Source organism: Stutzerimonas stutzeri (assembly GCF_002909485.1).
In the GTDB taxonomy this organism is placed as follows: Bacteria; Pseudomonadota; Gammaproteobacteria; order Pseudomonadales; family Pseudomonadaceae; genus Stutzerimonas; species Stutzerimonas stutzeri_AH.
Genome location: NZ_PPXG01000004.1, coordinates 321,569 through 335,556, shown reverse-complemented (window position 1 = coordinate 335,556; position 13,988 = coordinate 321,569). Strand labels below are relative to the sequence as shown.

The 13,988-nt window shown below is 64.1% G+C and carries 10 protein-coding genes; 7 read left to right on the top strand and 3 right to left on the bottom strand.

What is annotated here, in order from left to right:
* The first annotated feature begins 190 nt into the window (after positions 1 to 190).
* Complete coding sequence (locus CXK91_RS11875; protein ID WP_103456269.1) at positions 191 to 2,113, top strand: HAMP domain-containing methyl-accepting chemotaxis protein; 1,923 nt, start codon at positions 191 to 193, stop codon at positions 2,111 to 2,113.
* 57 nt (positions 2,114 to 2,170) lie between these two features.
* On the opposite strand, the gene bfr is transcribed toward CXK91_RS11875, so the two are convergent.
* Positions 2,171 to 2,638 carry a bacterioferritin gene (gene bfr / locus CXK91_RS11870; RefSeq protein WP_103456268.1) on the bottom strand — a complete coding sequence of 156 codons (468 nt, stop codon included), beginning with the start codon at positions 2,636 to 2,638 and terminating at the stop codon, positions 2,171 to 2,173.
* Between the two features lie 246 nt (positions 2,639 to 2,884).
* Between bfr and CXK91_RS11865 the strand changes: the two genes are divergently transcribed.
* The 3 genes from CXK91_RS11865 to CXK91_RS11855 are packed head-to-tail and all read left to right on the top strand — an operon-like array spanning position 2,885 to position 8,473.
* A complete protein-coding gene (locus CXK91_RS11865) occupies positions 2,885 to 3,964 on the top strand; it encodes an efflux RND transporter periplasmic adaptor subunit (protein ID WP_103456267.1) in 1,080 nt (359 codons plus the stop codon).
* A 4-nt stretch (positions 3,965 to 3,968) separates the two neighbouring features.
* A complete protein-coding gene (locus tag CXK91_RS11860; protein ID WP_103456266.1) occupies positions 3,969 to 7,013 on the top strand; it encodes an efflux RND transporter permease subunit in 3,045 nt (1,014 codons plus the stop codon).
* Positions 7,010 to 8,473, top strand: coding sequence for an efflux transporter outer membrane subunit (locus CXK91_RS11855; protein WP_103456265.1), 1,464 nt, complete (start codon positions 7,010 to 7,012; stop codon positions 8,471 to 8,473). Before CXK91_RS11860 ends, CXK91_RS11855 begins: the two co-directional genes overlap by 4 nt.
* Positions 8,474 to 8,636: 163 nt before the next feature.
* Here CXK91_RS11855 and CXK91_RS11850 read toward each other — a convergent pair whose 3' ends face one another.
* Complete coding sequence (locus CXK91_RS11850; protein WP_103456264.1) at positions 8,637 to 9,527, bottom strand: PA4780 family RIO1-like protein kinase; 891 nt, start codon at positions 9,525 to 9,527, stop codon at positions 8,637 to 8,639.
* A gap of 157 nt (positions 9,528 to 9,684) precedes the next feature.
* On the opposite strand from CXK91_RS11850, the gene ada reads away from it, so the two are divergent.
* Genes ada through CXK91_RS11835 form a run of 3 tightly spaced genes read left to right on the top strand, consistent with a single transcriptional unit; the run spans position 9,685 to position 11,854 of the window.
* Complete coding sequence (gene ada / locus CXK91_RS11845) at positions 9,685 to 10,725, top strand: bifunctional DNA-binding transcriptional regulator/O6-methylguanine-DNA methyltransferase Ada (RefSeq protein ID WP_103456263.1); 1,041 nt, start codon at positions 9,685 to 9,687, stop codon at positions 10,723 to 10,725.
* 51 nt (positions 10,726 to 10,776) lie between these two features.
* Positions 10,777 to 11,019: a hypothetical protein gene (locus CXK91_RS11840; protein ID WP_103456262.1), complete on the top strand. Its 243-nt coding sequence runs from the start codon at positions 10,777 to 10,779 to the stop codon at positions 11,017 to 11,019.
* A 49-nt stretch (positions 11,020 to 11,068) separates the two neighbouring features.
* Positions 11,069 to 11,854, top strand: coding sequence for a TatD family hydrolase (locus CXK91_RS11835; RefSeq protein WP_103456261.1), 786 nt, complete (start codon positions 11,069 to 11,071; stop codon positions 11,852 to 11,854).
* A gap of 21 nt (positions 11,855 to 11,875) precedes the next feature.
* Here the strand turns inward: CXK91_RS11835 and CXK91_RS11830 are convergent, their stop codons facing one another.
* On the bottom strand, positions 11,876 to 13,906 hold the full coding sequence (locus tag CXK91_RS11830; RefSeq protein WP_103456260.1) for a methyl-accepting chemotaxis protein: 2,031 nt from the start codon (positions 13,904 to 13,906) through the stop codon (positions 11,876 to 11,878).
* Between the last annotated feature and the right edge of the window lie 82 nt (positions 13,907 to 13,988).

Here is a 13,988-nt window from a genome sequence, read left to right as displayed (position 1 = left end):
CTTCCGGGTTCTTCGTGACTTGCAGCCCAGTTGCGGGCGTCGCAAATGCCTCGACAACCATTTGTCGAATTTATGGCGCCATATTTAGGACACCCTCAAGTCTTTATCCCTTATGCCGAAAACACGGCATACCTCAGCTGTCGACGGTCTGTCGCGGCCCATCTGATCGTCTCTCGCAAGTGGTATCTCAATGAATAACTGGTTTGCAAATATAGGAGTCAGCAGGAAACTCGCACTGGGCTTCGGTGCCGTGCTGGTCCTGACCATCATCCTCGCGTGGAATGGCTGGGGCAGCCTTGGCAGCGTTATCCAGCGCAGCGGCTGGATGACCGAAATCTCGCTGCTGAACAAGACGCTGACCGATCTGCGCATCGCCCGTCTGCAGTTCATGCTGGCCAATGGCGACAGCGAGTCCACCGAGCGCCTGGACAAGAACCTGGGCATCTACCTGGCGCAGCAAACCAAGCTGCTCAATACGTTCAAGAACCCGATCAACGTCGCCCAGCTCAAGGAGCAGGCCGGCTACAACGCACAGTACCAGAGCTCGCTGAACGACATGCGCAAGGCCTACGCCCAGGCCAACGGCTCTCGGCAAGTCATCGATGGCGCCGCCAGCCGCCTGACCGAGCTGACTGCAGGCGTCACCAGTCATGTGCTGCAGCTGCCGGAATACGACGATGATCGTTTCGCGCAGTTGTTGGCGATCAGCCTGATCAAGGAAGACGTGCAGCGCGCCCAATACCTGTTGCGCGTCTACATCGCCTCGCCGGGCGGCGATGCCGCAAAGGCAATCTATGCGCAGCTCGACGCCGCACAGGCCACTCTGGGCCGGCACGCTGGCGCCCTCGACGACGACAGCGGCGCTGCGGTGCAGCAGATCCGCTCGGTGCTCGGCGAGTACCGCAGCGCTATCGAGTCGCTGGAGACGGCCACCCAGGCGATCGCCAAGGCACGTCAGGAGATGACCGATCAGCAGAAGGAAATCGTCCGCATCAGCGACTCGCTCTACCAGTTCCAGCTCGACCGCCTCGATGTCGAAAGCAGCGATGCACGCAGCCGCCTGATCGTCAGCACCCTGCTGGCGCTGGTCCTCGGTGTGCTGGCCGCCTGGGTCATTACCCGGCAGATCATCCTGCCACTGCGCGCGACCCTGGCTGATGTAGAGCGCATTGCTTCCGGAGACCTCAGTGCAACCGCGCAGATTCATCGTCGCGACGAACTGGGCGTGCTGCAGCGCGGTATTCAGCAGATGGGCTCGACGTTGCGCGAGCTGATCGGCGGCATCCGCGATGGGGTCAGCCAGATCAGCGCAGCTGCAGAAGAGCTGTCCGCCGTCACCAAGCAGACCAGCGCCGGCGTAAACAGTCAGAAGGAAGAGACCGACCAGGTGGCCACGGCCATGCACGAAATGTCGGCGACCGTTCAGGAAGTGGCACGTAATGCCGAACAGGCAGCCCTGGCCGCCACCGAAGCGGACAGTGAAGCCCGTGAAGGCGATCGCGTTGTGACCGAGGTGGTGACGCAGATCGAGCGTATGGCCACTGCCGTGGTGCGCTCCACCGAGGCAATGACCGCGCTGCAAGGCGAAAGCGACAAGATCGGCAGCGTGATGAACGTGATCCGTGCCGTTGCCGAACAGACCAACCTGCTGGCACTAAACGCTGCCATCGAGGCTGCCCGCGCTGGCGAAGCCGGGCGCGGTTTTGCCGTGGTCGCCGACGAGGTGCGCGGCCTGGCACAACGTACGCAGAAATCCACCGAAGAGATCGAAGGCCTGGTTGCCGCGCTTCAGAATGGCACGCAGCAGGTCGCCTCGATCATGCACACCAGCCGCGACCTGACCGACAGCGGTGTCGAGCTGGCGCGCCGTGCCGGGGTCTCCCTGAGCAACATCACCCGCACCGTGTCGAATATCCAGGCGATGAATCAGCAGATCGCTGCGGCTGCCGAAGAGCAGAGCGCGGTGGCCGAGGAAATCAGCCGTAGCGTGGTGAACGTGCGTGACGTGTCTGAGCAGACTGCCGCCGCCAGCGAGGAGACCGCCGCGTCGAGCTCGGAGCTGGCCCGCCTGGGCGGTCAGCTGCAGATGATGGTGAGCCGCTTCCGGCTCTGATCAAGTCTGGCTGGATACCGCGAGACGGGCAGCGTCCGCCTCGCGGTAACAGCAATATCAGGTGGCTTGCGTTTGCAGGTAGTTCTGCAGGCCGATGCGGTCGATCAGGCCGAGTTGCTGCTCCAGCCAGTAAGCGTGATCTTCTTCGGTATCCTGCAGTTGCAGGGCGAGGATGTCGCGAGTCGGGTAGTCACCATGCTGTTCGGCCAGGGCGATACCCTGGGCCAGCGCGGCACGCACTTTGTACTCCAGTGCCAAGTCATTGCGCAGCATGTCCGGCACGCTATGACCAGGATTGATAGGCTCCGGTGTCATGTCCGGCGTGCCTTCGAGAAAGAGGATGCGCTGCAACAGCGCATCAGCGTGCTGGGTCTCTTCCTCCATTTCGTGATTGATGCGTTCGTATAGCTTGGTAAAGCCCCAATCGGCGTACATCCTCGAGTGCAGGAAATACTGATCGCGCGCCGCCAATTCCCCGCGCAACAGCTCCTTCAGATAGTCGATTACCGGTGCCTGGCCTTGCATTGCGTATTCCCCATGACTGATGCGCTTTGAACAGCGAGCAAGCATCCCCGCTGCGTTCACGGCGGTCAAGCGCTCCAGAGCCGCAGCCGTGCAACCTTCAGTGTGGCAGAGCCCTGGCAGAAATCGACTGTTCGGTCACGTCGTTTGCAACACATTGCTGGCGAACTCCTGAGCTGACGCGGGGCTCTATTGTCAGTCCTAGCGCGTGCCTCAAGCGCCATTACTGCCAAGCCGACAGGAGTCCCGATGACGTCAACGCCAGCATTCCCAGTGTCCAAGGCCTGGTTGACGATCATCGCCTGTGCGTTGCCGCTGTTCGTCGGTTGCTCTTCCGAAGCCGAGCCGGCGCCTGAACCGCCAAGGGTGGCGCTGGTCGAGCCTCTGCAGCCTGCCGAGCCGAAGGCTGAAGCACTGCGTTTCTCCGGAGTGGTACGCAGCGTGACCGCCACCCAGCTGTCCTTCGAGGTGGCCGGGCGCATAGAGCGCATCCTGATCGACGAAGGCACTCGCGTGCGCCGCGGGCAGGCGCTGGCTCAGCTGGACCGTACCGACTACCGGCTGCAAATGCGCGAAGCCGAAGCACGCTTACGGCAGCTGGAAGCCGACCTGGCGCGCAAGCGTACCCTGCTTGCCGAGGGCATCCTCGCCCCGGCCGCCATCGAAGCGCTGGAGGCCAACACCGTAGCCGCCCGCGTGGCCCGCGATAGCGCCCAGCGCAATATCGATCACAGCACCCTGACCGCGCCGTTCGATGGCGTGGTAGCAAGGCGTCTGGCCGAGCCGGACATGGTGGTCGCAGTCGGCACGCCGGTATTCGAGATGCAGGACAACCGCCATATCGAGGTCAGCGTCGACCTGCCGGAAAGCGCAGCGCTGAGCATCCCGCTCGGGCCCGAGCTGCAGGCCGAGGCTGAACTGGTGATCGCCGACCTGCGTCTGCCGCTGCGCTACAAGGAACACAGCACCCAGCCACGCGAGGGCGCGCGGACCTACCGTCTGGTGCTGCAAGGTGAGCCACCGGAGGATTTCAATCTTCTGCCCGGCATGGCCATGCGCGTCAGCCTGGAGCGCCCGGCCCGGCCACAGACGGACGATGACGGCTTCCGACTGCCGCTATCGGCATTGCAGACCGGCAGCGACGGCAAACACTTCATCTGGCAGGCTGACGATGGCCGCGCGCGGCGCCATCCGGTTCAACTGCAGCGAGTCGATGGCGATCAGGCACTGATTCGCGGCGATGCTCTGCAGGCGCAGATGCCGATTATCGTAGCTGGCGGCAGCAAGCTGCACGACGACCAGCCGATCGAAGCGCGGGAGCGGAACTGAGCCGATGGATTTCGCCCGTTACGCCATCAACCGCCCGGTCAACATCTGGATTCTGGTACTGATCTGTCTGTTCGGCGGCATCCTCGCCTTCTTCGAGATTGGTCGCCTGGAAGACCCTGAGTTCACCATCAAGCAGGCCATCGTCAATGTGCAATACCCCGGCGCCACGGCGCTGGAGGTCGAGCAGCAGGTAACCGAGCCGCTGGAAAGCGCCATCCAGCAGATGTCGCAGATCAAGGAGATTCGCTCGCGCTCGATGCCGGGCATCGCCGAGATACGCGTGGAGATGCAGGATCGCTACGACGGCGATGCGCTGCCGCAGATCTGGGACGAGCTGCGTAACAAGATCGACGATGCCCTCGGCGACCTGCCGCCGGGCATAGAACCGCCGATGGTGAATGACGATTTCGGTGATGTTTACGGCATCTTCTACGCCCTGACCGGTGACGGCCTGACGCTCAAGGAACTGCACGAAACCGCCAAGGACCTGCGCCGCGCCCTGCTCACTGCAGATGGCGTCGGCAAAGTGGAGATCGCTGGGGTACAGGAAGAGCGCATTCTGGTGGAGGTCGATCAGGCGCAGCTGGCCGCACTGGGCGTCGCCCCAGACGAGATCGCCGCGGCCCTGGCCGATACCGACGCCGCGGTGGATGCCGGCGGCGTCAACGCCGGCGACTTCTTTGTGCGCCTGCGCCCGAGCGGCGCCTTCGATTCCCTGGACGAGTTGCGTGCACTGCCGGTCGGACAAGGACCACAGCGGGTCGAACTGGGTGCGATTGCCAAGCTGTCGCGGGAATACGCCGAGCGGCCTCAACAGATCATCCGCCACAACGGCCAGCAGGCTTTAACGCTCGGCATCAGCGGGGTATCCGGGGCGAATATCGTCGAGGTCGGGCATAGCGTCGAAGCGGTCCTGCAGGCCAACGAGCACCGCATGCCGCTGGGCGCCGATCTGCATCCGCTGTATGAGCAGCATCAGATCGTCGACGAATCGGTAAACAGTTTCGCGCTCAACGTGTTTCTCTCGGTTGCCATCGTCGTCGGCGTGCTGTGCATCGCCATGGGCGTGCGCGCCGGTTTCATCATTGGCGCGGTGCTGTTCCTCACGGTGCTCGGCACGCTGCTGGTAATGTGGCTGGTGAGCATCGAGCTGGAACGGATTTCCCTAGGCGCGCTGATCATCGCCATGGGCATGCTGGTGGACAACGCGGTGGTGGTCTGCGACGGCATGCTGGTGCGCCAGCGCCAGGGCAAGAGCATTCTTGAAGCGTCGCAACAGACGCTACAGCAGACGCAATGGCCGCTGCTCGGCGCGACCATCATTGGAATCCTCGCCTTCGCGGGGATCGGCCTGTCCCAGGACACCACCGGCGAATTCCTTTTCTCGCTGTTCTTCGTCATCGCCGTGTCGCTGCTGCTCAGCTGGCTGTTGGCACTGCTGCTGGTGCCGCTATTCGGCCACTATCTGCTGCGCAATGTCGACAGCGACGAGGACCCCGACGCCGCTTACAACGGCCCCTGGTACAACCGTTATCGGCGCCTGGCCGGTGGCGTGCTGCATCGGCCCTGGCTGACCATCGGTGTGCTGGTGGTGCTGACGGTGGTCAGCGCAGTGATCTTCACGCGCCTGCCGCAAAGCTTCTTTCCGCCGTCGAGCACACCGCTGTTTTACGTCAACCTGTTCCTGCCCCAGGGCACGCACATCCGCGATACCGCACGCACCGCGAGTGACGTCGAGGAGTATCTGGCAGAGATGGAGGGCGTCAGCGGCGTGTCCAGCTTCATCGGCGCCGGTGCCTCGCGCTTCATGCTGACCTACATGCCGGAGCAGCCGAACTCATCGCTGATGCACTTTCTTGTGCGCGCCGAGGATGCCGAGCTGATCGGAGACTTGGTGCAACAGATCAATCAGGAGCTGCCACAGCGCTATCCCTCGGCCGATGTCACCGCGGCTCAGTTCATGTTTGGCCCCAACGCCGAGGCCAAGCTGGAGGCGCGCATCAGCGGCCCGGATATCGATGTGCTGCGAACGATCTCCGCCGAGGGCCGCAAGCGGCTGCAGGATCAGGGCAAGGTGTTCAACGTGCGTGACGACTGGCGTCAGCAGGTGCTGGTGCTACGCCCGCAGCTGGCACTGGACCGCCTTGCCGACGCCGGCCTGACGCGTCAGGCGGTAGCGCGCGCCTTGGCCGCCGGCAGCGAGGGCCAACGGGTCAGCCTGCTGCGCGAGCGCGACGAACTGATCCCGGTGCTGCTGCGCGCGGCGCCTGAAGATCGCATCAGCAGCGACGACCTGCTGCAACGACTGATCTGGAGCCCGGCGGGCAACGGCTACGTGCCTCTGGCACAGGTCGCCGACGGCATCGAGCCGACCAGCGAGGACAGCATCATCGTGCGCTACGACCGCGAGCGCACCATCTCCATTCGCGCCGAACCCCGCGATGGCGAGAATACCAACGAGGCACACGAGCGCATTCGCCCGCTGATCGAGGGCATCGAGCTGCCGGTCAACTACAGCCTGAAATGGGGCGGCGATTACGAACAGTCATCCGACGCCCAGCAGGCGCTGGCCAGCACGCTCGCGGTGCCCTATCTGGCGATGGTTCTGGTCACCGTGCTGCTGTTCGCCAAGGTGCGCCAGCCGTTGATGATCTGGCTGGTGGTGCCCATGGCGATCTGCGGGGTGAGCTTCGGCCTGCTGCTCACCGGTCAGGCCTTCGGCTTCATGGCACTGCTCGGCCTGCTCAGCCTGACCGGCATGCTGATCAAGAACGCCGTGGTGCTGGTGGACGAGATCGACCGGCAGATCGACGATGAAGTACCGCGCCTGACCGCCATCATCGAAGCCTCGGCGTCGCGCCTGCGCCCGGTGATGATGGCCGCCGGCACCACCGTGCTGGGCATGGTGCCACTGCTGTTCGACCCGTTCTTCGCCAACATGGCCGTGACCATCATGGGCGGGCTGGGCTTCGCCACGCTGCTGACCCTGCTGGCGGTACCGTGCCTGTACCTGCTGTTCATGAAAGTGCGACCGGAGGAAACCGCATGACTGCCAAGGCCCTGGCCGCCCCGCTGCTGCTCGCCCTGGCCTTGAGCGCCTGCTCCAGTGCACCGCAGCACGCCGAACCGCAGCTGCCGGCAAGCTGGTTCAGCGCCGCCGGCAGGCACGCGGCCGATGCCGAGACGCTGGCGGCCTGGTGGCGCCAGTTCGACGATCCGCAGCTCACCGCGCTGGTCAGCCGCGCCATGCAGCAGAACCACGACGTGCGCCTGGCCATGGCCCGTGTCACTTCGGCACGCGCACAGCTGCGGCAGTCGCGCGCTGGCCTGCTGCCCAGCTTCGACCTGCCCGGCTCGGCCAGCCGGCAGTGGATCGAGAACGATCAGGACGCCGAACCCGGCAGCCCGTTGGCCGATTTTATCCCTGACGATGACGTGATCAGCGTCGACACTTGGGAGCTGGCGCTGCAGGCGACCTGGGAGCTGGACCTGTTCGGCGCGACCCGCGCACGGCGTGACAGCGCGGCCCAGCAATTGCGTTCGGCCGCGGCGCAAACGGTCGCCGCGCGGCTGGCTGTGGCCTCGAACACCGCCCAGGGCTACTTGCAGCTGCGCGCGTTGCAGGGCCAGCGCGCCCTGCTGGTCGAGGGCATCGAAGTGGCGCGCGAGCTGGAGCGCATAGCCGGTCTGCTGTTTCATGCCGGCGAAGTGACCCGACTGGACGTGGAAGCCACCTCCGCCGAACGCGCATCGTTGGAAGCCGACCTGGACGAGTTGGACATTCACCTGGCCGAAGCGCACCTGGCGCTGGACACCCTGCTCGCCGAGCCGCCGGGCCGCACCGCTGCACGCCTCGCTTCCAGCGCGCCGGTCCCGTTGGCCGAGCAGCGCATCGCCCCGGGCCAGCCCATCGACTTGCTGCGTCGCCGCCCGGATCTTATCGCCGAAGCCGCGCGACTGGACGCAGCCGAGCTGCAATCGTTGGCCGCCCGCCGCGACCTGTTTCCCAAGCTGGCGGTTCAGGCCGCGGTAGGCCGCTCCGGCTTTGCCTTGGGCGACGCAGTGTCCAGCGCGTCGAACTTCGCCAGGGTCGGCGCCACCTTTGGCCTACCGCTGCTCGACTATCCACGCCGCGGCGCAGCCATCGACCTGGCCGACGCCGAGGGCGAGACCGCCTACGTCGCATTCGAACAGGCGTTGGCCCGTGCGCTGGAGGAAGTCGAGCGTGGCCTGACGAGGATGGCCGGTCAGCAGCGCAGGCACGTATCGCTCAGCCGCACCCGCGAACACCGCGAACGGGCGCATCGGCTGGCGCAGCGCAGCTACGAGCTGGGGGAAGCCAACCTGAGTGAAGTGCTGGACGCCCAGCGTGGTGCACTACAGGCCAAGCGACAAGCGCTCGAGGGCAGGACGGAGCTAGCGACGGCCCAGGTGGCATTGTATGTGGCGTTGGGAGGTGGGTGGCAGGCTGAGTCCGCAGATGCTGGGGCTAGGCCTGCAGAGAAATAAACGAGCACAGTGAAGCCGTTGAAAAGCCAAAGCCTTTGGACGCTCTAGCCAAACCTATTGCCGAGCCACTAGATAGCCTGGTTCGCCCTCCTGGGAAACCAGGCGATCAAGCGGCTCAACGAAGCAGAGCCAGCAGTCTCCAGCTCTTGCTAGAGACTGCCGATCACCCCCTCATCCATGGCGGCTCTGGTGGCTCATCCTTCGGCGCATCATCCGCGCCTCGCAAGGCCTCCCGGCGCTCCTGCTCGGCCAGCGTCGCCTTGATCTCGCGCATTACCGCATCGATATCCGCGGCGTCTTCGGGCTCGGCAAACTCCCCGGTCAGCTCGGTCTCGGTGGTCAGCTTGCCCTGCTCGTACAGCGCCCACATCTCCTTGGCATAGCGAGTGAACCTGAGTTCCGGCGCGAACTGTCCGAAATAGGCCGACATGTTGCCAACGTCCCGCTCGAGCATCTCGAACGCATGGTTGTTGCCTGCGGCATCCACCGCCTGCGGCAGGTCGATGATCACCGGGCCATGCTCATCGAGCAGCACGTTGAACTCGGACAAGTCACCGTGCACCAGCCCCGCGCAGAGCATCTTGACCACTTCGTGAATCATGAAGGCATGGAACTCGCGAGCATCGTCCGGATGCAGGTCGACGTCATTGAGCCGTGGTGCGGCATCGCCATCCTCACCGGCGATCATTTCCATCAGCAACACGCCATCGAGAAAGTCGTACGGCTTTGGCACGCGCACGCCGGCGTCTGCCAGGCGAAACAGCGCCGCGACCTCGGCGTTCTGCCAGTTGTCTTCCTTCTCCTTGCGCCCGTGCTTGGAGCCTTTGGCCATGGCGCGAGCATCGCGGCTACTGCGCACCTTGCGGCCTTCCTGGTACTTCACGGCCTGACGGAAGCTGCGCTTGTTGGCTTCCTTGTAGACCTTGGCGCAGCGCAGCTCATCGCCACAGCGCACCACGTATACCGCTGCTTCCTTGCCGCTCATCAGCGGTCGCAGCACCTCGTCGATCAGGCCATCCTCGATCAGCGGTTCGAGTCGTTTAGGCGTTTTCATCAGCGGCTTGCAGGTCCTTCTCGGTCATGGCGATGCTGCAGGTTACGGCAATCGCCGACCGGCTTCCATGCTCCCCATCGACTTTGAAAGCACGCATCGGGTTGGCGCAAGCACGACGCAGGGCTGACAATCCCTCTATCAATCAAGGAGTCGCGCCATGCTCGACCACGACCGCTGCTGGCAAGCCCTTTGCGAGCGCGATGCAGCCTTCGATGGCCGCTTCGTGTTTGCCGTGCGTTCGACCGGCATTTTCTGTCGCCCCAGCTGCCCGGCACGCCGGCCGGCACGTGAGCGAGTAGTGTTCTACGCCGACGCTGCCAAGGCAGAAACGGATGGATTTCGCCCGTGCCGTCGCTGCTCGCCCTGCGGACCAAGCCCAAGTGAGCAGCTTGACGCATTGGTTGTCGCCGCCTGCCGCCTGCTCGACGAAGCCGAGGCACCACTGCCACTGCAGCAACTGGCTGCGCGAATTGGGCTATCGCCGGCCTACCTGTCACGGGCATTCAAGGCGCGCACCGGCATGACCCCTCGGGGGTGGTCAGCGGCCCGCCGCCGCGAACGCCTGGAAACCCACCTAGTCGAGGCGGATTCGGTACTCGATGCCGCCCTCGCCGCCGGTTACTCCGGCACGCGGGCACCCTACGCCGAAGCGCAGGCGCTGACGCCGGCCCAGCGCCGACGCAAAGGTGCAGGCGAAACCCTGCGCTATGCCCTGGCGCCCTGCCCGCTCGGCCTGTTGCTGGTCGCCAGCAGCGACAAAGGTATCTGCGCCCTGCTGTTCGGCGACGACCCAACAGCGCTGGAAGACGAGCTGCGCTCTCGCTTTGCCGCGGCACAGCTGCAGCGCGACCAGGAAGGCCTGGGTGAATGGTTGCGGGCAATCGTCAGCCAACTGGAAGAACCACTGCACGCAGCCCGGCTGCCGCTCGATCTGCGCGGCACGGCCTTCCAGCAACGTGTCTGGCAGGCGCTGCAGCAGATTCCCGCCGGGGAGACACGACGCTACGGTGAGCTTGCGGCAGCACTCGGCAGCCACGCCCGTGCGGTGGCCCGCGCCTGCGCCAGCAACCCCATCGGGTTGCTGGTGCCCTGCCACCGCGTGGTAGGCGCCCAGCACGCGCTGACCGGCTATCGATGGGGAATTGAACGCAAGGCGGCGCTGCTTGAGCGAGAAGCGCAGAGCGAGCCGGGAGCCTGAGCGGAATCCGGCGGTCAGATATGGCACTGTCGCCAACTGCCGGAAGCCGCCATGACCGAACTGAAGCGTTACCGCATCCACTACCACATCAATGGCGAGCCCGCATCAATACTGCTCAGCTCGTTCGAGTTGCCCGGGCTGGAGCAAGCCGAGCTGGAAATACTGCTGCATCACGTCCGTGAACCACGCGCAGCGATCGATGCTCCATGGGAAAATCCAATCCGCTCTAGCGAAGCAAGCCGAGTTGCGGAGCTAGGTGTCAGCGACATTCAGATCGAAGAGGAACGCGACTGAAGGACCTGTAGCATTACATCCCTTCCACCGCTGACCACGGAGTCTGCTCGTGCAGCTGATCGACACCCATACCCACCTCGACTTCGAGATGTTCGATGACGACCGCGCCGAGGTGTTCTCCCGCAGCCAGGCTGCCGGGGTGCAGCGCATCGTGGTGCTCGGTGTGCACGAGCCGAACTGGGAACGGGTCTGGCATCTGGCCTGTGTACAACCGGCCGCTTACGCCGCCCTGGGATTGCACCCAATCTTTATCGACGAGCACCGCGACGAGCACGTGGAGCAGCTGCGCGGCTGGCTGAACCGATTACGCGGTGAATCCAAGCTCTGCGCCATTGGCGAAATCGGCCTGGACTACTACATCGAAGACCCCGACATAGAGCGGCAACATCAATTGCTCGAGGCGCAGCTGACACTGGCGGCGGAGTTCGAATTGCCAGTACTGCTGCATGTGCGCCGCGCCCATGCACCGATGATCGCCATGCTCAAACGGCACAAGCTGAAGCGCACCGGCGTCGTGCACGCTTTCAGTGGCAGCTGGGAAGAGGCTCAGGAATACCTGCGTCTGGGCTTCAAGCTGGGCCTCGGTGGCGCCGGCACTTGGCCGCAGGCGCTGCGGATGCATCGGGTGTTGAAACAACTGCCGCTGGACGCCATCGTGCTGGAAACCGACTCACCGGACATCCCGCCTGCGGGCCATGCCGGTGAGCGCAACAGCCCGGAGCTGTTGCCGGAAATCTGCCGAATGCTCGCCGACTTGAAAGGCATTAGCGCCGAAGAACTGGCTGCCGCGAGCTATCGCAACAGCTGCGAGCTGTTTGGCTGGCCGCAGGCCTGAGAAACCTGCGGCAGCACTGGCTCAGACGCGAAACGCACCGATCAGTTGCTGTAGGCGCCCGACCAGCTGCGACAGTTCGCGACTCGCCTGCTCGGTGTGACCGGCACCTTCGGCAGTGCGCTGACCAGCCTCATTTATGGCAACGATGTTGCGATCGATATCGTGAGCAACGGCCGTCTGCTGCTCCGCTGCCGCCGCAATCTGCTGGTTCTGATCAACAATCTGCCCTACTGCACCGAGGATGTTTTCCAGCGCCTGCTCCACCTGCGCCGACTGCCCGACCGTGCCTTCCGCCAACGCTTGACTGGCATGCATGGCACTGACCGCTGCGCCGACTCCGTTTTGCAGGCGCGCGATCATCTGCTCGATTTCCGCGGTGGATTTCTGCGTCCGCTGCGCCAGCCCGCGTACTTCATCGGCGACAACGGCGAAACCGCGGCCCTGCTCACCGGCGCGCGCCGCCTCGATAGCGGCATTGAGTGCCAACAGGTTGGTTTGCTCGGCGATGGTCTTGATCACGTCCAGCACCTGGCTGATCGACTTGCTGTCGCCGGCCAGTTGGTTGATCACCTGCACCGACTGCTCGATCTCACCGGCCAGACGCTGAATACCGCCGACCTGGGCCACCACCAGCGCCCGACCGCTGACGGTCTCCTGATTGACACTCTGCGCGCTGCCTACCGCCGCCTCGGCACTGCTGGCGACCTCCTGGGCGGTGGCGGACATTTCGTTCATAGCCGTAGCCACCTGCTCGATCTGGCCGCGCTGCTCGGACACCGTCTGGTTGCTCTCACCGGAGACGCTTTCGACCCGCTGCGCCTGACGCTCGACCTCAGCGACCGTCTGGCCGACTCGCTCGATCAACTCGCGGATCTGCGCCACGGTGGTATTGAATACCTGACCCAACTCCCCCAGCTCGTCGCGACTTTGCACCTGATAGCGCACGGTCATGTCGCCGCCGGCGACCTTGCCCATGATCTCACCGAGGCTACGCAGCGATGCACGAGTAGAGGCATAGAACCCCGCGTACAGGTAAGCGACGAGGAACAGCACGACAGCCAGTGCCGAAAGCAGCAAAGTCATCAGCAGGCGTTTCTCCTCCAGTCGTTCGACCAGCTGCACCGCGAGGACATCGAGAATGGCGTCGTTCAACTGATAGGTCTTGGCCATCTGCGCACTGATGCGCTCGTAGAACTGCTCCCACGGGCGATCGAGCGCCTCCGCCATGATCACCTCGTCCTGCAGGATATCGCTGCTCGCCTGCAGCGACTCACGGCTGGCGGTGGCAAACGACTCAAGCCGACTACGCGCCGCTGCGCTCGCGCCGAGCGCGTCCTGCAGCTGCGCTGCGTACTGTACCTGCTGCTTTTCCAGCTCCAGCACAAGGTTGTCCAGCGTATTGCTGGCGTCGGAATTGAGGTAGCCCTGGCCAAAGGTATAGGAACCCACGGCGCGCCCCTGGCCCAGCGATGCGCTAATGGCTGGTGTGACCGTGGTCAGCAACTCGGCCAGCAAGCGCACCTCACGCGCGACGTCCTGACTGAGCCCGGATTGCCCGGCCACCAGCTTGATCATCACCTGTGTGTGGCCCAGCAGCGTTTCGGCCATGGCTGCCTTGGACTGCAGCGATTGCTCAGCCTGCGCTGCGCTCAGCCCTGCCACCAACTCATCGCGACGGGTGTTGAACTCGGCGATCTGCTCTGCCACATCACCCACCGGCACGAGCGCCTGAAGCTGGGTAAGCAGCTCGCCTTCAACCCTTTTCAGGCCGGAAGCGAGGGCTGCGACATTGCCGGCCTGACCAATGACCGACTCGATGCGCACGAGGTCCAGCCAGTCTTCCATGCTGCGCCGCACCTGCAGGGTAGAACCAAGCAGATCCAGGCTCTGCAGCTCGGTTCTTGTGCCGACGAATTCCCGGTACGAATCACGCACCAGGTAATAGTTGCTCAGCAACATGGGAACGAAAAAAAGGACGCTGACCAAGCTGAACTTCATGCCGAAGCTCAGGCGGTTCATGAACGCAATCGCGGGATACAACAGGCTATTCACACGACGTCTCCCAATTTTATTGGTATTGGCTTACACGCTATTGCAGCGCGTAGCAGGGCTCGTCAGAGGATGTCATCTGCCC